The organism is Brevundimonas diminuta, assembly GCF_022654015.1.
In the GTDB taxonomy this organism is placed as follows: domain Bacteria; phylum Pseudomonadota; class Alphaproteobacteria; order Caulobacterales; family Caulobacteraceae; genus Brevundimonas; species Brevundimonas diminuta_C.
Genome location: NZ_CP073063.1, coordinates 1,114,555 through 1,137,230 on the forward strand (window position 1 = coordinate 1,114,555; position 22,676 = coordinate 1,137,230).

General features: G+C 66.9%; 27 protein-coding genes and 1 pseudogene. 18 read left to right on the plus strand and 10 right to left on the minus strand.

Annotated elements, in window-relative coordinates:
* Positions 1 to 7: 7 nt before the first annotated feature.
* A complete protein-coding gene (flgF, locus tag KAK88_RS05340; protein WP_242078176.1) occupies positions 8 to 748 on the minus strand; it encodes a flagellar basal-body rod protein FlgF in 741 nt (246 codons plus the stop codon).
* 180 nt (positions 749 to 928) lie between these two features.
* Here flgF and KAK88_RS05345 point away from each other — a divergent pair, with 180 nt between their 5' ends.
* The 10 genes from KAK88_RS05345 to KAK88_RS05390 all read left to right on the plus strand — a co-directional run bounded on the left by KAK88_RS05345 (position 929) and on the right by KAK88_RS05390 (position 9,677).
* Positions 929 to 1,597, plus strand: a complete 669-nt coding sequence (locus tag KAK88_RS05345; protein ID WP_242078177.1) for a flagellar basal body-associated FliL family protein — start codon at positions 929 to 931, stop codon at positions 1,595 to 1,597.
* A gap of 2 nt (positions 1,598 to 1,599) precedes the next feature.
* A complete protein-coding gene (gene fliM, locus KAK88_RS05350; RefSeq protein WP_017504455.1) occupies positions 1,600 to 2,643 on the plus strand; it encodes a flagellar motor switch protein FliM in 1,044 nt (347 codons plus the stop codon).
* Positions 2,643 to 3,224, plus strand: coding sequence for a DUF6468 domain-containing protein (locus KAK88_RS05355; protein WP_242078178.1), 582 nt, complete (start codon positions 2,643 to 2,645; stop codon positions 3,222 to 3,224). Before fliM ends, KAK88_RS05355 begins: the two co-directional genes overlap by 1 nt.
* Before the next feature lie 17 nt (positions 3,225 to 3,241).
* The gene (locus tag KAK88_RS05360; protein ID WP_242078179.1) at positions 3,242 to 4,162 is read left to right on the plus strand and encodes a MotE family protein; all 921 of its coding nucleotides are present in this window, start codon (positions 3,242 to 3,244) and stop codon (positions 4,160 to 4,162) included.
* A gap of 86 nt (positions 4,163 to 4,248) precedes the next feature.
* A complete protein-coding gene (locus KAK88_RS05365) occupies positions 4,249 to 4,389 on the plus strand; it encodes a hypothetical protein (protein ID WP_155965911.1) in 141 nt (46 codons plus the stop codon).
* Positions 4,390 to 4,473: 84 nt separating this feature from the next.
* Positions 4,474 to 4,713 carry a DUF3297 family protein gene (locus tag KAK88_RS05370; RefSeq protein WP_045810378.1) on the plus strand — a complete coding sequence of 80 codons (240 nt, stop codon included), beginning with the start codon at positions 4,474 to 4,476 and terminating at the stop codon, positions 4,711 to 4,713.
* A 43-nt stretch (positions 4,714 to 4,756) separates the two neighbouring features.
* A complete protein-coding gene (locus tag KAK88_RS05375) occupies positions 4,757 to 6,202 on the plus strand; it encodes a M20/M25/M40 family metallo-hydrolase (RefSeq protein ID WP_242078180.1) in 1,446 nt (481 codons plus the stop codon).
* A gap of 215 nt (positions 6,203 to 6,417) precedes the next feature.
* A complete protein-coding gene (locus KAK88_RS05380) occupies positions 6,418 to 7,692 on the plus strand; it encodes a site-specific integrase (RefSeq protein ID WP_242078181.1) in 1,275 nt (424 codons plus the stop codon).
* A gap of 39 nt (positions 7,693 to 7,731) precedes the next feature.
* Positions 7,732 to 8,826, plus strand: a complete 1,095-nt coding sequence (locus KAK88_RS05385; protein WP_242078182.1) for a type IV toxin-antitoxin system AbiEi family antitoxin — start codon at positions 7,732 to 7,734, stop codon at positions 8,824 to 8,826.
* On the plus strand, positions 8,820 to 9,677 hold the full coding sequence (locus tag KAK88_RS05390; RefSeq protein ID WP_242078183.1) for a nucleotidyl transferase AbiEii/AbiGii toxin family protein: 858 nt from the start codon (positions 8,820 to 8,822) through the stop codon (positions 9,675 to 9,677). Before KAK88_RS05385 ends, KAK88_RS05390 begins: the two co-directional genes overlap by 7 nt.
* Here the strand turns inward: KAK88_RS05390 and KAK88_RS05395 are convergent.
* The 3 genes from KAK88_RS05395 to KAK88_RS05405 form a co-directional block, all read right to left on the minus strand.
* Positions 9,674 to 10,210, minus strand: a complete 537-nt coding sequence (locus KAK88_RS05395; RefSeq protein WP_242078184.1) for an SLATT domain-containing protein — start codon at positions 10,208 to 10,210, stop codon at positions 9,674 to 9,676. The two genes, KAK88_RS05390 and KAK88_RS05395, sit on opposite strands and share 4 nt — an antisense overlap.
* The gene (locus KAK88_RS05400; RefSeq protein ID WP_242078185.1) at positions 10,207 to 11,133 is read right to left on the minus strand and encodes an SMODS domain-containing nucleotidyltransferase; all 927 of its coding nucleotides are present in this window, start codon (positions 11,131 to 11,133) and stop codon (positions 10,207 to 10,209) included. Before KAK88_RS05400 ends, KAK88_RS05395 begins: the two co-directional genes overlap by 4 nt.
* Before the next feature lie 518 nt (positions 11,134 to 11,651).
* A complete protein-coding gene (locus KAK88_RS05405) occupies positions 11,652 to 12,434 on the minus strand; it encodes a hypothetical protein (protein ID WP_242078186.1) in 783 nt (260 codons plus the stop codon).
* A gap of 104 nt (positions 12,435 to 12,538) precedes the next feature.
* Here KAK88_RS05405 and KAK88_RS05410 point away from each other — a divergent pair, with 104 nt between their 5' ends.
* Positions 12,539 to 12,814 carry a hypothetical protein gene (locus KAK88_RS05410; RefSeq protein ID WP_242078187.1) on the plus strand — a complete coding sequence of 92 codons (276 nt, stop codon included), beginning with the start codon at positions 12,539 to 12,541 and terminating at the stop codon, positions 12,812 to 12,814.
* A 15-nt stretch (positions 12,815 to 12,829) separates the two neighbouring features.
* Here the strand turns inward: KAK88_RS05410 and KAK88_RS05415 are convergent, their stop codons facing one another.
* Positions 12,830 to 13,114: a hypothetical protein gene (locus tag KAK88_RS05415; RefSeq protein WP_242078188.1), complete on the minus strand. Its 285-nt coding sequence runs from the start codon at positions 13,112 to 13,114 to the stop codon at positions 12,830 to 12,832.
* A 321-nt stretch (positions 13,115 to 13,435) separates the two neighbouring features.
* Here KAK88_RS05415 and KAK88_RS05420 point away from each other — a divergent pair, with 321 nt between their 5' ends.
* Positions 13,436 to 14,335: an endonuclease/exonuclease/phosphatase family protein gene (locus tag KAK88_RS05420; RefSeq protein ID WP_242078189.1), complete on the plus strand. Its 900-nt coding sequence runs from the start codon at positions 13,436 to 13,438 to the stop codon at positions 14,333 to 14,335.
* A gap of 24 nt (positions 14,336 to 14,359) precedes the next feature.
* On the opposite strand, the gene KAK88_RS05425 is transcribed toward KAK88_RS05420, so the two are convergent.
* The 4 genes from KAK88_RS05425 to KAK88_RS05440 form a co-directional block, all read right to left on the minus strand.
* Complete coding sequence (locus KAK88_RS05425; RefSeq protein WP_242078190.1) at positions 14,360 to 14,833, minus strand: hypothetical protein; 474 nt, start codon at positions 14,831 to 14,833, stop codon at positions 14,360 to 14,362.
* 112 nt (positions 14,834 to 14,945) lie between these two features.
* A complete protein-coding gene (locus KAK88_RS16080; RefSeq protein ID WP_242078191.1) occupies positions 14,946 to 15,524 on the minus strand; it encodes a DUF6504 family protein in 579 nt (192 codons plus the stop codon).
* Positions 15,525 to 15,608: 84 nt separating this feature from the next.
* The gene (locus KAK88_RS16085; protein WP_242078192.1) at positions 15,609 to 16,466 is read right to left on the minus strand and encodes a Y-family DNA polymerase; all 858 of its coding nucleotides are present in this window, start codon (positions 16,464 to 16,466) and stop codon (positions 15,609 to 15,611) included.
* The gene (locus tag KAK88_RS05440; protein ID WP_242078193.1) at positions 16,381 to 17,139 is read right to left on the minus strand and encodes an ImuA family protein; all 759 of its coding nucleotides are present in this window, start codon (positions 17,137 to 17,139) and stop codon (positions 16,381 to 16,383) included. The genes KAK88_RS16085 and KAK88_RS05440 overlap by 86 nt, the downstream gene beginning before the upstream one ends.
* A 151-nt stretch (positions 17,140 to 17,290) precedes the next feature.
* Between KAK88_RS05440 and KAK88_RS05445 the strand changes: the two genes are divergently transcribed.
* The 6 genes and pseudogenes from KAK88_RS05445 (at position 17,291) to KAK88_RS05470 (ending at position 21,818) form a co-directional block, all read left to right on the plus strand.
* Positions 17,291 to 17,869, plus strand: a complete 579-nt coding sequence (locus tag KAK88_RS05445) for an SOS response-associated peptidase (protein WP_242078194.1) — start codon at positions 17,291 to 17,293, stop codon at positions 17,867 to 17,869.
* A gap of 335 nt (positions 17,870 to 18,204) precedes the next feature.
* Entirely contained in the window at positions 18,205 to 18,498 is a 294-nt protein-coding gene (locus KAK88_RS05450) for a DUF736 domain-containing protein (RefSeq protein ID WP_242078195.1), read from the plus strand.
* Positions 18,499 to 18,571: 73 nt separating this feature from the next.
* On the plus strand, positions 18,572 to 19,459 hold the full coding sequence (locus KAK88_RS05455) for an ArdC family protein (RefSeq protein WP_242078196.1): 888 nt from the start codon (positions 18,572 to 18,574) through the stop codon (positions 19,457 to 19,459).
* A gap of 49 nt (positions 19,460 to 19,508) precedes the next feature.
* Positions 19,509 to 20,222 (plus strand): annotated as a pseudogene (locus KAK88_RS16130) (DUF4238 domain-containing protein); the annotation flags it as partial.
* Between the two features lie 262 nt (positions 20,223 to 20,484).
* Positions 20,485 to 20,817 carry a MobC family plasmid mobilization relaxosome protein gene (locus KAK88_RS05465; protein ID WP_242078198.1) on the plus strand — a complete coding sequence of 111 codons (333 nt, stop codon included), beginning with the start codon at positions 20,485 to 20,487 and terminating at the stop codon, positions 20,815 to 20,817.
* A complete protein-coding gene (locus KAK88_RS05470; RefSeq protein WP_242078199.1) occupies positions 20,814 to 21,818 on the plus strand; it encodes a relaxase/mobilization nuclease domain-containing protein in 1,005 nt (334 codons plus the stop codon). Before KAK88_RS05465 ends, KAK88_RS05470 begins: the two co-directional genes overlap by 4 nt.
* On the opposite strand, the gene KAK88_RS05475 is transcribed toward KAK88_RS05470, so the two are convergent.
* The gene (locus KAK88_RS05475) at positions 21,815 to 22,669 is read right to left on the minus strand and encodes a hypothetical protein (RefSeq protein WP_242078200.1); all 855 of its coding nucleotides are present in this window, start codon (positions 22,667 to 22,669) and stop codon (positions 21,815 to 21,817) included. The genes KAK88_RS05470 and KAK88_RS05475 overlap by 4 nt on opposite strands.
* Positions 22,670 to 22,676: the final 7 nt, after the last annotated feature.

The window sequence follows — 22,676 nt, forward strand, 5'->3', positions numbered from 1 at the left end:
GGCTCCCTTAGGCGGCCTTACCGAGGCGCTCGACGGCGCGACGGCTAAGGTCGTTGGTGTTGTCGATCAGCTTTGAAATGCTCTCGTAGGCGCGGCTGATCTCGACGAGATTGGTGATTTCAATCAACGGATTGACGTTGGAAGACTCCAGCGAGCCCTGATGAACCTGGGCGTCGGCTGCCTCGATCGGCTGGGCGTTGGACTTATTGCGGTAGAGACTGTCGCCGCCCTTTTCGAGCACGCCCAGCGTATCGAAACGCACGACCGACAGCCGGCCGGTGACCTGTCCGTTCTGGGTGATCGTGCCGTCGGCGCCAACGCTGGGCGCGCCGAGCGCAGGATCCAGCACGATCTCCGCGCCGCCGCCAAGGACGGCCTGACCCTGTTTGGTGGTCAAACGCCCCTCCGGGTCCAGGGTGAAGGCGCCGTCGCGGGTGTAGGCCTCGCCGTTGGCGCCGTCCCGCACGGTGAAGAAGGCGCCCTCGCCGGAAATGGCGAAGTCCAGCGAGCGGCCCGTCTGCTGCATCGAGCCTTGGCCGAAGTCACGGCCGACGCCATTGTCCAGCACGAAGCTGGCCGACGGGCGGATCGAATCGTTGCGCGCCCGCTGGCCGATCTCGGTTCCGAGCATCAGTTGCTCGACCTTGAATCCGGTCGTGTTCGCGTTGGCGACGTTGTTGGCCACGATGTCCAGTTCGCGACGCAGCGTCATCTGGCGTGACAGTCCGATATAGGCGGCGTTTTCCACGAGAGGCGTGCTCCTTCGTCTCAGCCTCTCGCAACGGCCGTGCCAACAGAGTTAATTCAGGTAGAATGCGGGTTTGAGCAGGATCAGGCCGCTTCCGACCCGGCAAATCCTGCCCATTGTAAACGTCGCGTTAACCAAACCGGACGATCCTCGTCATGAGAGAGTCTCCGGGGCGCGCGCATGTTCAAGTTCGGCAAGAAGAAGGGTGCGCCTGCGGCCGACGCCGACGCGAACCTGCCGGCCGTGACCGAAGGCGAGGCCGCCGAGGGCGACGCCGCCGCGCCCAAGAAAAAGAAAATCCCGCTGCTGTTCATCATCGCGCCGGTCGCCTTGCTGGTGCTGGGCGGCGGGGGGGCGGCCGCCTTCTTCATGCTGAAGCCCAAGCCTGCCGAAGCGCACGGCGCCGAGGCCGAAGCCGGCCACGGAGAAGAGAAAGCCGATAAGGCCGAAAAAAAGGAAGAGAAGAAGGAAGGCGGCGGTCACGGCGGCGGCAAAGAGGGCGAAGCCGATCCTGCGCTGGGCGTCATTTCTGAAGGGCCGGATGGCGTCACCTTCTACACCCTGCCCGACATGGTCATGAACATTCAGTCTCCCGACGGCCGTCCGACCTTCCTGAAGCTGAAGCTGACGCTGGAAATGCAGGACGCCGAGGTGGCGACCCATCTGCAGGAAGAGATGCCGCGTCTGCAGGACATGTTCACCGGCTTCGTGCGCGAACTGCGCCCTGAGGATCTCAGCGGCTCGGCCGGCACCTATCAGCTGCGCGCCGAAATCCTGCGCCGCGTCAATCTGATCGCCGCTCCTGGCAAGGTCGACGCCGTGCTGATCGAAGAAATGCTGGTGCAATAGGCATGACGGACGCGGCGCAACTCGATCCGTTCGGCGGTCTGGGCGATCCTGGCGACGCCCTGTCCGAACGCGTCCTGAACCAGGATGAGATCGACAGCCTGCTGGGCTTCGATCTGGGCGACGACGACGGTTCCGAACGCTCGGGCATCCGCGCCATCATCAACTCCGCGCTCGTCAGTTACGAGCGTCTGCCGATGCTGGAGATCGTGTTCGATCGCCTGGTGCGGTTGATGACGACATCCTTGCGCAACTTCACCTCCGACAACGTCGAAGTCAGCCTGGACAATATCTCGTCGATCCGGTTCGGCGATTATCTGAATTCGATCCCGCTGCCGGCCATCCTTGCGGTGTTTCGCGCAGAGGAGTTGGACAACTACGGGCTGCTGACCGTGGATTCCAACCTGATCTATTCGATCGTCGACGTGCTGCTGGGCGGTCGTCGCGGCACGGCGGCGCTGCGCATCGAAGGCCGGCCCTACACCACGATCGAGCGGGTTCTGGTGCAACGGATGGTCGAGGTCGTGCTGAACGACGCCCGCCAGGCGTTCGAGCCGCTGACCCCGGTCCACTTCAACCTGGACCGGCTGGAGACGAACCCGCGCTTCGCCGCCATCGCGCGTCCCGCCAACGCCGCCATCCTGATCAAACTGCGGATCGACATGGAGGATCGCGGCGGTCGCATCGAACTGCTGCTGCCCTATGCGACGCTGGAGCCGATCCGCAAGATGCTGCTGCAGCAGTTCATGGGCGAGAAGTTCGGCCGCGACAACATTTGGGAAGGCCACCTGGCCACCGAGATCTGGACGACCGAGACCGAAGTCCGCGCAGTCCTGGACGAACAGCAAATGCCCCTGTCCAGCGTGCTGAACCTCAAGGTCGGCGACACGATGATGCTGAACGCCACGCCGGATTCGGAGGTTTCGATCCGCGCCGGCTCCATTCCGCTGACCACAGGCCGAATGGGTCGCAAGGGCCAGCACATCGCCATACGCGTCGAAGGACCGGTCAATCCGGAAGTCGCCGCCCGCCTGGGAGTGAACGTCTGATGGCCGGAATGATCATGGACGGCGTGCTGATGGTGCTGCTGATCGCGGCGGTCGGCTACGGCATCAAGCTGGAACGCAAGCTGGCCGCCCTGCGCGCCGGACAGCTGGCCTTCGCCCAGGCCGTCACCGAACTGAACGCCGCCGCCGGCCGCGCCGAAAACGCGCTCGCCACCCTTCGCGCCTCGGGTCAGGAAACGGACCTGCTTCACGACCGCATCATCAAGGCGCGTGAGGTCAAGGCCCAGCTGGAAACCCTGATCGCCCGCGCCTCGGCCATGGCGCCGGCGCGGATTGTCGAAGAAGAGCCCGTCCGTCGCGCGCCCCCGGCCGCCCTCGCTCCGGCGCCGGCTGCAACAGAAGACGAGGAACGGGCCGAGCGCATGGCCGCCCTGGCGCAACGCATCCAGGGACTGGCCAGTCCCGCTTCGAACCGTCGCAACGAAGCCGTCGCCCCCGCCGGGCGCGACAATGTCGCCGCCATCGTCCAGGCCCTGACGGCCGGACGCTCCGCTAACCATTCCGCCAAACAAAGCCTCAACGCCGCGCGTCGTAATCTCGACGACGACCTGTTCGCCGCCTGAGTTCGGAACCCCACTTCATGGCCCGCCTTCCTCGCATCCTGCCCCTGATCGCCATCGCCATCGGCGGGGTCGTCGCCGTGCGCGCCGTCGGCGTCGCGCCTGGCCTGTTCGACGGGGCCAAGGCCTGGGCCGAGGAGGCGGTTCCCGCTGCGGCCGGCGCGCCGCCCAAGCCCGCCCTGCCGGGAACCTGTTCCGCCCTGTCGCCCGAGCAACTGGCCCAGCAGGCCGGGATTTCGCCGGCCGAACTGAAGATCATCCAGTCGCTGTCGCAGCGCCGGGCGGCGCTGGATGCGCGTGACCAGGACTTCGCCACCACCCTGCCGCTGATGGTCGCCGCCGAGCAGAAGCTGGACGCCAAGGTCAAGGCGCTGGAAGCCTTGAAGACCGAGATGAAGCAGATGCTCGGCCAGGTGGACGAGCGCGAGAAGGCCGAGATCGACCGTCTGGTCCAGGTCTATTCCGCCATGCGTCCCAAGGAGGCCGCCCCGGTCATGGCGGCGCTGGAGGACCGGGTGCGCCTGCCGGTCGCCGCCGCCATGCGCCCGCGCACCCTGGCCGCCATCATGGCCCAGATGAGCGCACCGCAGGCCAAGGAGCTGACCGAAAAACTCGCCGCCCGCTTCCAGGCCCAGCAGATCGCCGCCCGCGCCGCCGCCGCCGAGGCTGCGACGCCTCCGGCCGCGACGCCCTCCGCTGCTGCGCCCGCTGCCACGACCCCGCCTGCGACGCCAACGGCTCAGCCTGCCGCCGCCCCGACGACCCGTCCGACGCCGCGCCCGGCCGCCAACCGTCCCGCTGCGCGACCGGCGGCCCGCCCAGCCGCGACCCCGGCGCGCCGTCCCGCCGCCACGCCTGCGACTGCTCCCGCTGCGACCGGCCCGCAGGCCTATCAGCCGTCAGCCGCCCCCAACGCCCAGCCCCGTCAAACTGTGCAGTAACCTTAAGTGTGATCTCGGCGCTGACGTTTCGTCTCGACAGCGCGCGCTGTTCGACCAATGATCTTCGAACGCTCCGTCAGAGAGCGATGACATCGAGGATCCGCGCCATGATCGGCGAACTGCTTTACGTCGCGCACCGCATGCGCCGGGCCATCATACTCGCCGTTCCGGCGGTCGGAACCGTGATGATGGCCGCTGTCGCCCAGCACTATCACCTGCTGCCGTAGTTCATTGAGCCCGGTTTCGGATTGGCAGGGCGCGCCTGCGCGTCTATCACCGCGCCTTCCCGAGATCTGAGCCCGACCAACGCCATGTCCGACACGCCCCCCGATCGCCTTTCGGTCGACCCATCCAGCCCGCATCACGACGCCGAGGTTCTGCAACGCGGCGTCGGCATTCGCTTCAAGGGCGAAGAGAAGACCAATGTCGAGGAATATTGCGTGTCCGAAGGCTGGGTCCGTCTGGCGCTCGGCAACCGCGTGGATCGCAAGGGCAAGGCCCTGACCGTGAAACTGCAGGGTCCGGTCGAACCCTATTTCCAGAACGATTGAACCTACCTAGGGTCCGGCTCTCATCTGAGTCCGGAGCCTGCCTATGTCCATCCGTCTGCTGACCGCCAGCGCCGTCGCCCTGGGTCTTGTCGCGTTTATCCCGGCGGCCCATGCTCAGGATGCGGCGGCGGTGCAGCAGGCGATCGTCGTGCGCGACGCCGCGATGCGTTCGAACATCGCCATGGACTATGTCACCCAGCTGACGACGCGGTTCGGCGCGCGCCCGGCGGGTTCGCGCTCCGAGCAGCAGGCCGCCGCCTGGGCCGCCGACTATCTGCGCGCCAACGGCTTCCAGAACGTCCGCATCGAAGAGTTCCCGCTGGTCGGCTGGGAGCGGGGCGAAAGCTCGGCCGCCATCGTCGGCGACAACGCCCAGGCCCTGGTCGCCGCCGCCCTGGGCCACTCTCCGGCCACGCCAAGAGGCGGCGTCGAGGCGGAGATCGTGCGTTTCTCCACCTTCGAAGACCTGCAGGCCGCGCCCGAGGCCGCCGTCCGCGGAAAGATCGTTTATGTTGATCTGGGCCAGATGCACCCTATGCAGGACGGCTCTGGCTATGGCCCTCAGACCCGCGTGCGCGGCGCCGGCCCCGGCGTGGCGGCGGCCAAGGGCGCGGCGGCCTTCGTCATGCGCTCGGTCGGCTCTGACGAGGACCGGATGCCTCATACCGGCACCACCCGCTATGTGGACGGCAAGCCGACCATTCCCGCCTTCGCCCTGGCCGCGCCCGACGCCGATCAGGTCAGTCGCCTGGTCGCTTTGGGCCAGCCGGTGCGCCTGCGCCTGACCTCGACCGCCCGCACCTATCGCACCACCAGCCAGAATGTGATCGGCGATCTGCCGGGCGCCACGCGCCCCGACGAGATCATCGTGCTGGGCTCCCACATGGACAGCTGGGACCTGGGCACCGGCGCCATCGATGACGGGGCAGGGGGCGCCATCACCGTCGCCGCCGCCAAGGCCATCGCCGACAGCGGCCGTCGCCCGGCCCGCACCCTTCGCGTCATCTTCTACGGTTCGGAAGAAGTGGCCCAGCCGACCGCCCAGACCGGCAACGGCGGCGGCGTCTATGCGCGCGGCCAAGGCGCGGCGCTGGACAAGCACATCATCGCCGGCGAGAGCGATTTCGGCGCCGACCGCGTCTATGCCCTGCGCCTGCCCGCCGGCGCGCAAGGGTCCGAGTTCCAGAAGGCCGCGACCCGCGTCCTCTATCCGATCGGCGTCCTGGCCTCGGATCGTGTCGAGACCGAAGGCGGCGTCGATGTCGGACCGATGGGCCCGCTGGGCGTGCCCTTCTTCGGTCTGGCCCAGGACGGAACCCGCTATTTCGATCTGCACCACACCGCCAACGACACCCTGGACAAGATCGATCCGGCACAACTGAACCAGAACGTCGCCGCCTGGGCGGGCCTGCTGTGGCTGATCGCCGATTCCGACGTGGACTTTCGGGCAATGAAGCCCGCGACCACGCCGGCGACCCCGACACGCTGATGACTTGGAGACCCAGCCCGGTTCCGTCTATAGGAGCCGAACCGGGCCAGACCGGGCTGCGGGCGTGGCGAAACTGGTAGACGCAGCAGACTTAAAACCCACTACCGTAGATTTACGTATCTAAATCAATCGGTTAGAGCGGGTAGACACTTACACACGACTTACACATTTGCCGCGAGCGGCAAGGAGGTCATGTGTCGGAGTCTCACTCGCTCATGGAGGGCAAGCTCCACGTCTATCGTCGCGAGAACAGCCCATACTGGCAGTGCGCGACCTATCTGAGCGGCCGCAACTACCGTCAGTCGACGAAGGAGACGAACGTCGCCATCGCGCGCGAGTTTGCGCGCGATTGGTATCTCGATCGGCTCGCTGAAGATCGTCTCCGCAAGTCCGGGAAGCTCCCGTCGATGCCGGAGATGCCTGTCGTCGTCCCGGAGCGTGTGACGCCGAAGCGGCCGGGAGAGAAGATCTTCCGTGAGGCGGCCGCCGTCTTCGAAAAGGAGTTCGAAGCGATGACGTTGGGTGAGCGGAATGCTCACTACGTCGCTGGGAAGGGGCGGGTGATCCGTCTCTACCTCAACCCGTTCTTCGGCGATTTGCCGATCACCGAAGTCTCCGCCGGCCGGATCCAGGATTACCGGCTTCACCGCGTCACGCCACCTGACGAGCCGCAGCGTGTGCGGTTCGTCTCGGAGGGGCAAGAACGGATCGGAAAAGCGAAGATCTGGAAACGGCCGAGCCGGCAGACGCTCCATAACGAGATGGTCTGTCTTCGGCAGATCCTGAAAACGGCGAACCGGAAAGGGTGGATTTCCGCCCTTCCGGACATGAGCAACCCGTACCGGGCATCCGGCAAGGTGAGCCACAGGGCTTGGTTCTCACCTGAAGAGTACAAGCGCCTCTACGAAGCGACGCGCGAGCGCGCGAAGAACCCGAAAAAGGAGCGCTGGCGCGAGGAGTGCGAGCAGTTCCACGACTTCGTGCTGTTCATGGTCAACACCGGGCTGCGTCCCGACGAGGCGCAGCGCCTCGAGTTCAGAGACGTCTCGATCGTTGAGGATGAGGCGACCGGCGAGCGCATCCTCGAGATCGAGGTGCGGGGCAAGCGTGGGGTAGGGTACTGCAAGAGCATGCCCGGCGCCGTCCGTCCGTTCGAACGGGTGCTCAAGCGCAAGAACGGCCAGCCGACCGATCTCGTCTTCGGTCTGGTGCAGCGCGAACTGTTGAACGCCATCTTGGACGAACTCGGTCTGAAGAAGGACCGGGATGGAAGGCCTCGTACCGCCTACAGCCTGCGGCACACCTACATCTCCATGAGGCTCATGGAGGGCGCCGACATTTATCAGGTCGCCAAGAACTGCCGGACCAGCGTGGAGATGATCGAGAAATACTACGCCTCTCACATCAAGAACGTGCTCGACGCCTCGGCCATCAATGTCCGAAAGCCCAAGCCGGCGAAGCGAAAAACAGTGGATGCGAATGGTGCCTGATCGCGGCGATCAGCCAGCGAACTTGATTATTTCAGTGAAATGGTCTATTTCAACGTAATGATGAAAATGGAACTTTCAGTGAAAGAGGCTGAACGCGCTCTCGCCGGGGAGCTGCGGGACGTACTCGCCGTCGTCCCGACCGTAGAGGTTCGGTCTATCGATATCGAGGGACCGGGCGACGCCCCGCGCGTCGATATCATCGCCGATGTCTCGATCGCTTCCAGAAGCTTCACGATATTGATGGAGGTGAAGAGTTCCGGACAGCCGCGGGTGATCCGGAGCGCCGTCGATCAGGCGCTTCAAGCTGCCGCTAACCTCGGAATGAAGTCCATCGTGCTCGTGGGGGCCCCCTATATGGCGGATGCCGCCCGGCGCCTGTGTGACGAGGCCGGCGTCGGCTGGCTCGATCTCGCGGGCAACGTCCGCATCGTCGGCCCGGGCCTCTATATCGACCGGCAGACGGCCGAGAAGCCCAAGGCAGTCGCGCGCGAGCTGAAGTCGCCGTTCGCACCGAAATCAGCGCGCGTTCTCCGTTGTCTCCTTCAGACGCCCGGTCGGGCCTGGAAGGTGACGGACCTCGCCGAAGCCGCGCAAGTGAGCTTGGGCCAAGTCAGCAACGTGCGGCGCGCGCTGATCGACCGTGAATGGGCCTCTGCCGATTCCGAGGGCCTGCAACTGACCGATCGCGAAGGTCTCCTGCGCGGCTGGCGGGAGGCCTATGAGGCGCCCGTTGGGGAGCGGCGGCGCTACTATACGACCCTGCACGGGAAACGGCTGGATGTGGCCCTGCGAGACGCCCTGCGTGAGGCTCAGTCCTCAGGCCGGGCCGCGGCGATGTCCTTCACGGCCGCCGATTGGTGGGCGCCTTACGCACGCGTGCCGATGACCTACCTCATCGCCGAACCCAGCGCCCTGCCGGCCTTGGTCGATCATCTGGAGCTCAAGCCCGCCGAAAGCGGGGCCAATGTCGAGATCCTGATCCCCGACGAGGCCGAGCTGTTCGACGATCTGCGTCAGCCGGCTCCAGACCTCTGGACGACCAGCCCGCTGCAGACCTTCCTTGATCTCGGGACCGGCGGCGAACGCGGGCAGGAGGCGGCAGACCATCTGCTCGCCAGCGTGTCCCTGTGGTGAAGCCGGAACCGCAGAGCGCGGCGGACTATCCCGCGCGCAGCACCGCCGCCGTCCGCCAGACCCTCGTCGAGATCGGACAGATCCTCGGCAGCTATGAAGGAAAGTTCGCCGTGGTCGGCGGCGCTGTGCCGTGGCTGTTGCTCGAGCCGGACGACATGATCCACGTCGGGACGTTCGACATCGATCTCGCACTCGACCCGGTCGCGCTCGCGGATACCGAATACGCAGACCTGGTTCACGCGCTTCAGGCTCATGGCTACGAGCGCGGCCCCGAGGATCGGGCATTCCAGCTGACGCGGAAAGTTCCTGCCGAAGATGACGGTCCCCCGATCAAGGTTGTCGTCGACTTCCTGATGCCGCGGGACGCGGAGGTGCCGAAGCGGGAGCGGCCGCTCGTGAAGGACTTCGCCGTCCAGAAGGCGGACGGGGCCGATCTGGCGATCGACTTCCAGGCTTTGGTCGAGATTGAGGACCGGATGCCGGGACGGTCGTGGACCAATCGCGTAAAGATCGCGGTGGCCTCGATCCCGGCGCTTCTCGGCATGAAAGGCCACGCCCTCGTCGGCCGCTTCAAGCGGAAGGACGCCTACGACATCTACTATTGCGTCCGAAACTACCCGGGCGGGCCCGAAGCCCTGGCCGACGCCTGCCGGCCCCTCCTGGAACGGGCTAGCGCTCTTCAAGGCTATGAGAAGATCGCCAGCAAGTTCAGGGATGTCGATGACCACGGACCTGCCTGCGTTCGCGAGTTCGTAGAGACAAGCGCGGCCTTGGGCGACCGTACTCCGGAGCAGTGGCAGACGGACGCCTATGGGCAGGTCCGAGCCTTCCTGGATGCGCTCGGGCTCTAGCCTCCTGCGAGCGCCAGTTCCTGTGCGGTGTATTCCGCCGATCCGCCCTGGATCGACTTGAACGCCTTCTTGTGAGCCGCTGACGGGATCGGCAGCGACTCGGACTGCAAGGCCCCGATCTTCTCCGTCAGCTCGGACAGGCGCGACCGGAGCGCCGTAACGTCCATCATGCCGACGTCGATCTGGACGAACTGGCGCAGAGCGCGCCGGAGGACGCCGTAGGAGACGCCGCTGCGGTGATGTTGCGACGCCCGTTCGGAAGGGTTGAGAAAGGTCATCAGGGCTGTGATGGCAGCGCCGACAAGCGCGAGCGAACCGCCGATGGCAGGGTCCATATTCGCCAGAATGGTGGCGCCGGCGGTAGCGCCGATGAGCGCTGCGGGAATGCCGAGCGAGTAAGTGCGACCGCGCCAGTCGCTGGCGGCCTCGAAATGACCCTTCTCCGAATAGAGCGCGTCCACGGCCAGTCGCCGGGCTTCCGCCAGAATGGCGTCGCGAGGGTCGCTTTCGATCGGGCTGACGGTATCGGTCATGACAAAGGTCCAATCGCGGAGCCGAACAGCGACCGCCATTCCGCGCTCGCCCTGCGGTCGGCGTTTACCGCCTCATAGTGACAGGCGCGCTGGGCGGTCGCCAAGGCCGTTCGCGCTCGTGAGGCCCAGGCGTCGCCGATCGACACCCACTCGCCGGTTCCAGGCATCTGGACCGACCCGCCGACATACCGGAGCATGAACTCGAAGAAGTCGCGGACCATCCAGTCCTCATAGCCTGCGGTCGCGTGCTGCCAGGTTTCGAGGAAGGCCACGGCCAGGCGCTCGAGCATGAACGACTTGATCGGCGCATGGGCATGACGCTGCCACTGCTTGGCCATCCGGATCAGGCGGCGCGTGGCGCCGAAGGTTGCGCGATCCGACGCTTCAAGCACCGAGAGCTCAGCCCACGGATCGGTGGTGCGGTACGAACCGCCGCCATTCGCATCGGCGATCAGATATTGACCGGTGTCGAGGCGGAAGGCCGGGATGACCTCGACGGGCATGGTCGCGAAGGGCACGACAACGACCTGGCCATCTCCACGGATCGCCGTTTGAGGGTAGGTCTGCGAGAGCGCCGAGCGAACTTCCTGGAGCAGTTGGGACTGGCGGTTGCCGGCGCGGGCCTCGTAGCGATGGAAGATATCGACAGGCATGCAGAACAGGACGTCGATGTCGCGCGGTGGGGCCACCCTCAGCGTCTTCGCCCAGGACCCGATCAACAGGCTGTTCTGCGTCGCCTCGCCATGGCCGTAGTACCAGCGGTTCAGGGCTGCCCGAACGCCCATCTGCTTGCGTGTACCGTCGACCGCCTGTTGCTCGGTGATCCCGAGCCTCTGCATGAAGGCCGAGAAGCGCTGCCCAACGAACATCCACCTGGGCGGGGGCACTGGCGGCGCGGGCGACAGCGGAACGAGGAAGCTCAAGGGTGGACCTGGGAACGGCGGCGAAGCGTCGGCATATCGCCGATATAGGGAGCGCTTGCGCCTATGCGAGAGCAGCGCGCGCTTTGGGGGTAATCGCGCCCGGAGACAGGTCGCCGCGTCCCGGTGGTTGAAGAATGCCCGCCGCCTTGGCGCGCGGGCACGAACACAGGTATAGAGCCCGCTCGGCTGGCGGGCGTGGCGAAACTGGTAGACGCAACGGACTTAAGCTGAGGATTGAGTGCGCCGGGGGAAATCCCGGACGTAGAACCGCTCAAAGTCGGGGAACCCTGTCAGATGGCGATCCCGAGCCAAGCCCGTCTCCGGACGGGAAGGTGTAGAGACTAGACGGGCGGCGTCTAAGGCCTTCGGGCTATGACGAAGGGATAGTCCAGACCACGAACGTCGGGCCTTCCGGGGCAGGCGGCGGCGAAAGTCGAAGTGGTACGAAAATCCGTCGGGCATTGCCCATGCCGGTTCGACCCCGGCCGCCCGCACCACCGAAACTCGAGGATCCCGCTTCAGCCGGCCTCGGCGGCGGGAGCGGCTCTCGCCTGGAGGTCGGCCAGGATGTGCTCGGCGACCTCGATCACGGTCGCGAAGTCACAGATCATTTGCCCGTGGAAACGAACAGGTCGCGCGCCTTCGCCGAAGGAATGCATCATTACCGGCTCGAAAACGCCGAGCCGCCGTTGGGCGGCGATGATCTCGGGCCAGCGGGCCCAGTCCCACCCTGGGCCGCCGACCTGCGCTTCCAGCCTTGCGAACTCCGCCGCGGCCGCGTCGTCGAGTTGTTTGGGCGGGATGTAGAGCGGAATCCTGTGGGCTAGGGCGTGGCGATACTCTTCCAGATAGCCAAACCACTGATCCGTGCCTACCAGATAGGCTTGGCTTCGCGCCGACAGGCTGCCTCTGAGGTCCGCGTTGTCGGGCGTCAGACCGATCCGGCTGCGGTGAAGGGGACGTCCATTAGGGCCGCGCACGTCGGCTTCCAGACACCAGAGCCAGGCCAGGTTGTCCATGGCTCCGAAGATGTTGATGACGAAGGCCTGAAGGAAGGCCGTGGCGTCCCCGATCGCTTCGCGGCTCGGCTCGGCCTCCTGCGGCGGCAGCGTCTCGAAGACCCGACGAAGTCCATGCTTCAGGTCGGAAAGGCGGCGGCAGACGCCGTGGGTCATCATTTCTCTGGCCTGCGGAACCTGAAGCTGGAGACGGAACAGTGAGCTGGTCAGGGCGCCCTCCCGCTCTAACCAGTCATCACAGCGGTCCTGCATCTCGGCGACGTCGTCATCGGAATAGGCCATGGAGCCATTCTAATGACGGAACCCGTTGAGCCCCTAGCGCGGAGTTGGGGACACATACCCAGCGTAATGGAAGGCTCGAGCCGACTCTCACTAGAGCAGCGGTCATGACCCACGATGAGCTTGACCGCACTCTCGACCGTATGTTCTCAGCGGCGGCGTCACCCGATGATCAGCCGGGTGTCGTCACTGTTCAAACGGACGAATGGTTGGGAGTCCTGTCCACGGCACGGGCGACCTGCGCGTCCCTTCAGGACGGCCTGCGCTATCGGGAAATCCAGGTTCTGGTCTCGTCGCAGTTCGAGACCCGGGTGCTGTCACGGACCGAGGCCGGGGGGGCGCGGCGAACCTTATCGCGAATTGCGCGACCGGACCGCAGATGACCTACGCGCTCCGGCCTAGTGGATGGAGACGGGCGGCCCCTCTGACGGGCAACCGGTCATGACCAGGCTTGCGACCATTGCGTCGATCTCAACCAGAAGCTCGGTAAGATCCTGACCGTCGAACCGCGTCCGGGCCGCCTCGCGCCACGCGCTCCGCAGTACATCGCGGGCGTCCTCTGGCGCGAGATCCTCAGGATAGATTAGGCCCCGTTCAGCCAATAGCCTCCGTGCGACGACGCCGGCCTGTTCGGCGAGATCGCTGTAGATCTCCGTCTCCTCGGCGGTCAGCTCTTCGGCCATGGCGATCCTGGTGGGACAAGAATGGGGGACGGGCCTGGAACTTCTGCGAAGAAGCCCGGGGTTTCAGGACCGGCCGCCGCCGACGTCAGGGACGTCCCCCGGCTCAAGGTCGGTCCCTATCGTTCCGGAACCCGTCATCGGTCAGCCTACAGGCTCGCAGCCCCGACGCAATCAACGCAGGTCGCCGCGAAGGACGCATCGCGAGAATCGGTTCGATGCGATAGGCGGGACCGCCGGACCGCGACCGACCTTGCGCCCGGCAGCGGTCCCGCGCCGACCCGCCGTCGGCCGGGCCGCACCCTTCACTGCGAGGCCTCCGCCATGAAATCCCTGATCGCGCTTTCGCTCTCGGCCGCTCTGCTGTCCGGATGCGTCGGGTGGATGCCGGCGCGCGACGCCGACGGGCTCAAGATCGCCAGCTGGAACATGGAGCATCTCGCGGAGCGGGACGGGGAGGGCTGCAGTCCGCGCTCCGAGGCCGACTACGCGCGGCTGCGGGCCCATGTCGCGGCGCTCCGCGCCGATGTGATCGCCTTCCAGGAGGTGCAGAACAAGGCTGCGGCCGAACGCGTGTTCGATCCGGCCATCTATGACGTCGTCATGTCCGGTCGTCCTCCCAGCACCCGCAGCGGTGAATGCCGGGGGAGCCCCGGCCTCTTCATCCAGAATCAGGCCGTCGGGTTCGCCATCAGGAAGGGCGTGCCCTGGACCCGGAACGCTGACCTGAGCGCCCTGGCGTTGGGCAATCCCGACCTGCGGTGGGGCGTCGACGTGACGGTGTCCCAGGGAAGGCCGATGCGGCTTCTGGCGGTGCACCTAAAGTCCGGGTGCAATTCGGGGCGCGAGCTGACCGACCCCGACTGCCCGGTCCTGTTCGACCAACTCCCCGTACTGGAAGACTGGACGGAGGCGCGGGCCCGCGAAGGCCAGGCCTTCGTGGTGCTGGGCGACTGGAATCGCCGCCTCGCCAGCCGCGACGACGCCTTCTTGGCGGACCTCAACGACGGCGACCCGGCCGGCTCGACCCTGATTCTCACGTCCGGCGGTCAGGCGGCCGGCTGCAAGGCGCGCTATCGGGAGTTCATCGACTTCATCGCGACGGGAGACGCGGCGACCGCGCGTATCGAACCGGGGTCATTCGAGGAATATCGCTACGGCGGGATCCCCGAGGCCGAGCATCCCTCGGATCACTGCCCGATCTCGGTACGGATCGCCGGCTAGGTCCGTTCCGAGCGAAGCGCGCGGCTACCGGCTCTGTGCGAGGTCGAAGATCCGTCGGGCGGCCTCATAGTCGATCGCGTGGAACCCGTGCGGCGTCGCCGTCACGAAGCGCCGAATTTCCTCAGGGGCGAAGGAAAAGGTCGAGGGGAGGGCCAGCTTCCTCTTGGCCGTTCCATCCGCGCTGTTGCACTGCTCGCAGATGACGGTGTCGGGGAACCGGCTGGATCGACCGTCGGGCGGCACCCGCCCGTATCGGATCACATCGAGATTATGATCATGATGCCGGTGATAGCCGCCGGCCCAGCCCCAGAACCGGGTCGGGAGCTTGGGAAAACGCAGGGTCCATCGCAGGATCTCGAACTTGCTGCGAGCGCAGCCGGGGCAGCGCCAGTCCTCGGACAGACTCTGATAGCCGGTCTCGCGATGGACCCAGTCCGGCCAGATGTGCTCGCGGGTGAAAGGCCCCGAGCCGTCACAGTAAGGGCACAGCTTTTTCATCGCGCGACGCCCGCGTCGAGATGGAGGGCGGGGGTGAAGGGCGTCAGGATCATGGCCCTTTCATCGCCTGATCGAGGACGGTGGTCGAGCGCGCGCTTGAGGCGGGCGGCGCTCAGCCGAAGCGGCCGTGAATGAACCAGGCCTGCGACCCGGTTGAGGCGTCCTCGCCGTCGCCGGCGCGGAAGAGCCAGAAGCGTTCACCGGCGTCGTCCTCGACCTGGAAGTAATCTCGTACAGCCCACATCTCGGCGTCGCGGCGTCCCCATTCGCCGAAGATCCGTTCCGGGCCGTCGGCCCGGCGGATCCGGCGGCGGACGCCGCGCCAGGTAAAGTGGGTCGGCGGATTGTCGGGAAGCAACGCCATGGTCTCTATCGGCTCGGGCCTGCGGAACAGGCGAGCCGGGCGCGGCCAGTCCGCTGTCCACGCCAGCCCCGTCGGCGCGGCCAGCGGCGCGACCTTCCGGGTCGATCGCTCGGGGACGTCGCTCTCGACCGGCGCCAGTCGATACAGTCGGTCGGCTCCGATCCGGTTAGCCAAGGTATCCACGAGCAGGGAGACGTCCGGCTCCGCCTCCGCGCCGAGGTGCGCGGCGGCCGGACGCCAGTTCAGCGGTTCGGCCGCGCGCGCCGCGAGCGTCATCCGTTCGATGCCGAACCCCGGCTCGATGGTCTCGATCTTGTCGGTCAGCAATCGGGTCAACCGGCGAATGTCCCGCACCGGCTGGGCGAGGCCGACGCGAACGGCCTCGATCCGGTTGTCGACCCGATAGCAGAGCTAGTCGAGGCGCCGCGCGCCGAGGCCGCGCGTTTCCAGAAGACCGCACAGGGTCTCGACGAGCACCCCTGCATAGCGGGCGATGGTCTCCGGCGCGCCGATCGGCTCGGCGAAGACCCGTTCGACGCGGGGCGTCTCGGGCGCCTCGACCGGGATCAGTGGCTCGGTCGACCGGCCATAGGCCTGATCGAGCCGTCGCCCCAGTTCCGCGCCGAAACGCAGCTGGAGCGGCGCGCGCGGTCGGTGGGCGATGTCGCCGATCCGTTCGAACCCCATGCGCCGAAGGTCGGCCGGCAGGGCCGCCGGGAGGCGCAGGGCTTCCAGCGGCAGGGAAGACAGGGTTGCATCGACCCCATTGTCGTCAATGATCTGCACCTCGGTCCGGAACCGGGCGGCTGCATGGGCGGCGCCGTAGGTCGGCGCGACCACGCCTCGGCCGGTCACGCCGACCCGTTGAAGCCGCGCCGTCAAATCGCGCAACAGCGCCGCTTCGCCCCCCTTCAGGTGGGCGGCCCCGGTGATGTCGATCGCCAGTCCGTCCGGCGGATCGGCCTGGCAGACGGGGGCGTAGCGGTGCATCGCCCAAAGGGCGAGACGATCCAGGGCGTCGGCGTCTCCGACCGGATCGGCGTCCCTGACGTCGAGGTCAGGAATGAGAGCCTGGGCCTGGGTCGCGGCCATGCCGACGCGCGCGCCGCATGCGGCGGCGGTGCTGTTGCAGGCCGTGACGACCCGCCTGCGGCCGAGCCGGCCGGTCAGGACAAGGGCGCGGTCAGGCGGCGGCGCGTCGGCGCCCAACAGCCGGCGCAACCGCTCTACGGGCCAGTTCGGCAGGAAGAGCGAGACGACCCGTCTCATCGCAAGCGTCCAGAATGAAGTCCGCCGCGTCGGCGCCGCGGCAACGCATGAGTTCGATCCGCCACCGCGCTCGCCCGATGCCCGGGACCGGCAGGGGCGCCGACGGCTCGGCGCTGACGCGCCAGCGCGTCGCGGCGGCGGTCGGCTGGCCGAAGTCGGCCGCTTCGGCGGCCCGTCGCCATCGCCGAACCGCCAGGCCGATGACGCCCGACGTCTCGGCCGCGAGCTGGAGCCGGCGTGAGGCGGTCATGGTCAGGCGCGACGTTTCGCAAACGACCCCGGCCAAGCCGCCATGGCGAAGGCCCTCCTCGAAACAGGCCATCAGGGCCTTTTCGTCGCCGGCCTCGACATAGATGACCCGATCCGGCCCCAGCCCGGCGTGACTGAGGGCCGGAGCGAACAGGTCCGGCCGCGTGACGCACCAGAGCACGGAGCCCGGCAGGCGGGCGACGACGCCCGCCGCGAACAGCGCGGCGGCGGCGCCCCCCACGGCGTCGTCGCCGCCGCCCGCCACTTCGTGAAGCGCTCCCAGGGCGAGACCGCCGCCGGGGAGAGCGGCGTCCAGAGCCTCCACCTCGAACGGAAGCACGCCCACCGATTTACGGACAGCCTGCTCCAGTGCGCGCACCTGGGCGCGCAGATCCTCGAGATGGGCCGAACCGGCGGCCGGCATGGACGAACTCCTCCTGGCGTCTATAATGTTCCTGAAATGTTCTGGTTCGAAGCCGGCGTCGGAGTCAATCCGGTCGTCGCCTTATCCCCTTCGATTTGCGGCGACGCCGGAGCCGTGAAATCCTCGGCCATAGGTCAAAGGAGGTCGCGCGATGTGCAATGAATACCAGCTCATTCTGCCGTTCGACGACATCATCGAGGCGTTCGACCTGAGCGGAAACCGGCTGGTGTTTCCGGGCGGCATGCCGAATTTCGGACCTATGGCCTCCATTCGCATCGGCGATCGGGCGCCCATCATTCAGATGGGGTCGGAAGGGCCGGAAGCGGTGATGACGCCCTGGGCATGGAAGGGGCCGGGCGGACGACCGGTCTTCAACTTCCGATCGGACGGGCGGTCGTTTGAAGGGTCACACCGGTGCCTGATCCCGGCGGACGGCATTTTCGAGTTCACCGACCCGGAACCGGGCCAGAAGCGAAAGACCAAATGGCGCTTCACCCTGTCCGACCAGCGGCTCTTCTGGGTGGCGGGCCTGATCAAGGACGGCGCTTTCGCCATGCTGACCACCGAGCCGGGGGCGGACATCGCCCCCTATCATGACCGGCAGATCGTGCTCCTGCGCCCCGAGGACGGTGCGGCCTGGCTCAATCTTCAGAAGCCCGAGGCCGAGCTGTTGCGGGCTCTGCCCGCCGGGAGCCTTGACGTCGAAAAGGTCTTCCCGATCGCGGCCTGAGCCACCGGACTGCGAGCGGGTCTCGAGCACCGTGAGGCGTCGACTGCGGTGGGGGATCCCGAGGCGCCCCCTGTCTCGCATCTTTCTCGCGCCAGCCGGCGCGGCCTCTCGATGAGGCGGATCTGACCGAAACCCGGTCGGCTGGCGCAACCGCTCACGCGACTTTCATCCCCGGCCTGACGGCCTTCCTCGCGAAACAAGAAAGTCTCTTGCCACGGTCCTCCGCTTCGCTGCGGGGGCCTCGCTTCGCTCTCCCTGCGCGCCGCCCGCGCCCCGGTCTGCCGATCGCCATCGAGGCCGCGGCAGGCGTGGCCCGAAGCAAAGGAGAGACTGACATGGCCACCATCGGCACCTTCACCTCCCAGGGCGACGGCTACACCGGTTCGATCAAGACCCTCACCCTCAACGTCAAGTCGGCGGTCCTGCGGCCCAACGAGAAGAGCGACGACAAGGCCCCCGACTTCCGGATCTTCGCCGGCCAGACCGAGTTCGGCGCCGCCTGGAAGAAGACGAGCCAGCAGAACCGCGAGTACCTCTCGGTCAAGCTCGACGATCCCAGCTTCCCGGCGCCGATCTACGCCTCCCTGGTGGAGGTCGAGGGCGGACACAGCCTGATCTGGTCCCGCTGACCCAAGAGCCGCGGCGGCGCGGGGAACGCGCCGCCGCTCCTTCTTCCCGCAATCCATTTTCGAGGAGGCCGCCATGACGCGCCCCACCGATCCCGCACGCCTGGACGTCTACACCCGGATCACCCAACAGATCCTCGCCCAGCTCGAAGCCGGGGTCCGCCCCTGGACCCAGCCCTGGAAGAGCGCCACTTCGGTCAGCCGCCCCCTTCGCCATGACGGCACGCCCTACAACGGCATCAACATCGTCCTGCTGTGGGGCGAAGCGACCGGCCGGGGATTTACCCGATCGACCTGGATGACCTTCCGCCAGGCGCTGGCGCTCGGCGCCCACGTCCGCAAAGGCGAGCGCGGGGCGACGGTGGTTTACGCAAACCAGATCGTGCGCGAGGACATTGACGAGATCGGCGAAGGCGTCGAACAGCGAATCCCGTTCCTCAAGGCCTACACGGTCTTCAACGTCGATCAGATCGACGGCCTGCCGGATCGCTACGGCGAGCCCGAAGTCCAGGGCATCAATGCCGACGAACGGATCGCGCGTGTCGACGCCTTCTTCCGGAACTGCGGCGCGGACATCCGTCACGGCGGCGGGAGCGCCTATTACGCCCCGGGGCCGGACCATGTGCAGATGCCGCCGTTCGAATGCTTCGAGGATGCCGACGCCTATTACGGTACCCTCGGCCATGAGATGACGCACTGGACGCGTCACCCCACCCGCCTCGATCGGGACTTCGGCCGCCAGCGTTTCGGCGATCCCGGCTACGCTCGCGAAGAACTGGTCGCCGAACTCGGAGCCGCCTTCCTCTGCGCGGATCTCGGTCTCGCCCTCGAGCCGCGCGAGGATCATGCGGCCTATGTCGGTCACTGGCTCCAGGTGCTCAAGGACGACAAGCGGTTCATCGTCTCGGCGGCGGCTCACGCGCAGAAGGCCGTCGATCACCTGCATCGCCTCCAGCCAGTTTGAACTGGCGCCCGCGTCCTGTCCGGGGCAGCCTCGGTGAGGACGCGGGATCATGGCCGACAACAAGAATCAGCACTTCGTACCCAAGGCCCATCTCAAACCCTTCTCGGTGGATGGAGGGGGCAAGGCCATTCACCTGTTCAACCTCGACAGGGACCGCGCGATCCCGAACGCCCCGGTGCGCAACCAGTGCTCCAGCGATTATTTCTATGGCCAGGATCCTCAGCTGGAGGCCGCCATCCAGAGCGTCGAAGGGCCCTATGGTCAGATGCTCGCGCGTGTCCTTCCCAACGGCGCGATCCCCGGCGCCCTGGACCGAACGGTGCTGAGGCGCTTCATCCTGCTCCAACATTTGAGGACCGAAGCGGCCGCCGCCAGCGCGAGCCAGGTCCTGGCCGCGATGGCGCAGCTGCCTGGCGTCCTGCCGCCCGGCGAAGACTTCGACGTCAAGAAGGCCATGCGCGTCGCGGTCGAGGAGGCCATGCTGGTCTATGCCCGGCAGATGCGGATCGTCGATGATCTGAGGGTCACCGTGATCCGCAACGAAAGCCGGACGCCCTTCATCACATCGGATGACCCCGCCGTGCTGACGAACCGGTGGCATCTCCAGAATCCCAGAGGGCGATATCGGCCTTTCAGCCTGAGGCACGCGGGCCTGGTGATGCTGCTGCCGCTGTCGCCGTGCGTACTGGCGATGCTCCATGATCCCGACGTCTATACGGTCGCTCATCGCCAGGGCGTCGTCATCATCGATCGCGATCGTGACGCCGACGCACTCAACGCCCACCAGATCCTCAACTGCGCGGCCAATGTCTTCTTCCAGGACTGGGCGGGTCGGGATCAGCTGACAGAGGCGGTTCGTGCGGCGGCGCAGGACCGACCCGCACGCCGCCACCGGACTACCTATGCGGTGCAGGATCGGACCGTCGGCCAACACACCCGCTACGCCGTCGCGCCGCTCGAGGAGATCGACCCCGGCGCAGGGCGAGAGGTTCTGATCCACACCGAGATCCTTCGCCCTGGCGCCGGTGGACCTGGTCGTGCTCGAGCGCGAGGCGGCATCGCGAGGCCAGTCCCGAACCCAATGGACGGTCGCGCTGATCAGAGCGCAACTGCATGGCCGACCGCAGCTGAGCCGGAGCGAGGCGATCGCCTTTGTCGAGGTCCAGCGCGAGCTCCGACGCATCGGGGTCAACATCAACCAGATCGCCCGGGCGTTAAATACGGCGGTGATGGAGGGGGCGGTGCTGGACCTGGAGGTGGCCCAGCTTGCTGCCTTCTCGGACGAAATCCGCGCGCATCTGGTCGGAGTTCGGGACGCTTTCGAGGGCAATCTCGCCTATTGGGCGCCGGGGCCGTGAACGACTTCCGCGTCCCGGTCGGGTTCGAGGACGCCCTGCGTCCGCCGGTCCGTATGCGACGGGCGAGGTTGGCCCATGCCGTCCTGCGTGTCGGGCGGAGCGAGGACGCCGGCGCGGCCCGCGCCAAGCTCGCGCGCATGGTGCGCCGGGCGCCCGAGGTCATGGTCAAGATCACGGGCCGAACGCGGGACGGGGGGCACCTCCAGCGCCACCTCGACTACATCAGCCGCAATGGAAAGCTGGTCCTCGAGGGGGCTGAGGGCGAGCGTCTTCTGGGTCAATCAGAGGTGAGGGCGCTGGCCGAGGACTGGCGCGCCGAGCTGGATGTGTTGCCCGGTCGGCGAGACGCGCCGGTCTCCCTGTCGATCGTTCTGAGCATGCCGGCGGGTGTCGATCCCGGTCGGGTCCATGATGCGTCACGCGCTTTCGCCGCCACCGTGTTCGGAGATCGGCATCCCTATGTCTTTGCCCTGCATACAGATGATCGGCACCCACATGTCCATCTGACCGTCCGCGCGCTTGGGCGGGACGGCGAGCGGCTCAATCCGCGCAAGGCCGACCTTCAGCTCTGGCGAGAGACCTTCGCGGCGGCGCTGCGGGATCGGGGTGTCGAGGCCGAGGCGACGCCGCGGCGGGCGCGGGGCGTCGTGCGGAAGGCCGAGCGGACACCCGTGAGGAAACTCCGCGAACGGTTCGAACGCGGGGAGGGGGAAATGCCTGAGGTGATGAAGGGCGCGCTGAAGGCGGCGGCGACCTCACCCTCGGTCGAACCGCCTTGGGAGGCCCGGCTAAGCCAGAGGCAGGCGTACATAAGGCGCGCGCTGGTGGTCGAGGCGGTGCGGCTGCAAGCGTCCAGATCCGGCGACGACCGCCAGTTGGGGCTGGACCTTGAGCGCTTCATCCGCACACTGCCGCCCGTGGCGACCCAGCGGGAAATCCTCGCGCGGGCGCTCGCGGTCGATCGTGAGGCCGCCCGGACACCGGGTGGGCGTTCGCGCTAGCGGCGCCTGCGCTCGATCTCGGCGGAGATTTCGTCCCACCGGCCGGCGTCCGCATCGACATAGGTCTGCGGATACCCGTGAGCCAGATCTGCGAACGGGGGTTCGCCAGCCGTGTGGACGGCGAGGATTGCATTGGCGGAGAGCGGTTCGGTCACATGCAGATCGAACGCCTTGGATTCGACCGAACACCCCAGCAAGCGGGCGTAGGCGGCCATCACCGCTTCAGCGGCGGAGAATCCGTGGGGCGTTTTCGAAAGCGGGGCGGCGACCTCCACGACCCGTGGGCGTCCGAGCTTGGCGACCCGGGCCTTGAGCGCCGCGTCGGAGAGCCAGAAGTAGACCCCTTCGCCACCCCAGTTGCCCAGCAGCAGCTCCACTCCGCCATCCGCGATCTCGAGCGGGTGCGATACCATCCAGAACCGCCCCGACCGGATCTGCGACTGGCTGCGCTGGAAAGGGCTGGCGGTAAAGATCGCATCGGCCTCAGCGACGGTGAAGGCGCCGGCCGCCACCTGAGCGTCAAGGCGGACGCGGATCGAAGCTGGAGAGGGCAAGCGCACGCCGTCCCGTCGGAACTGGTCCACCTCGGAATCGGTCATACGGGTGTAGTGCCAGCCCCGGATGATGCGTTGGTTCATCACCGTCATCAGCGTCTCCGCCAGCGCAATGTGGTCGGCTGCGAACGGATTCTGCGGATAGGGCCCCGTGCGATCCGACAGCTCGCGCTGGATCAGGTTCTCCCGCGATGTGGCGTGGTAGTTTCGGAGCAGGTCGGCGTGGTCGCCGAGCATGTCGCGTAGCTCCGGATCGAAGCTCGCGACATCCCAGACATCAAGAATCCGTTCGGACATGGGGGAC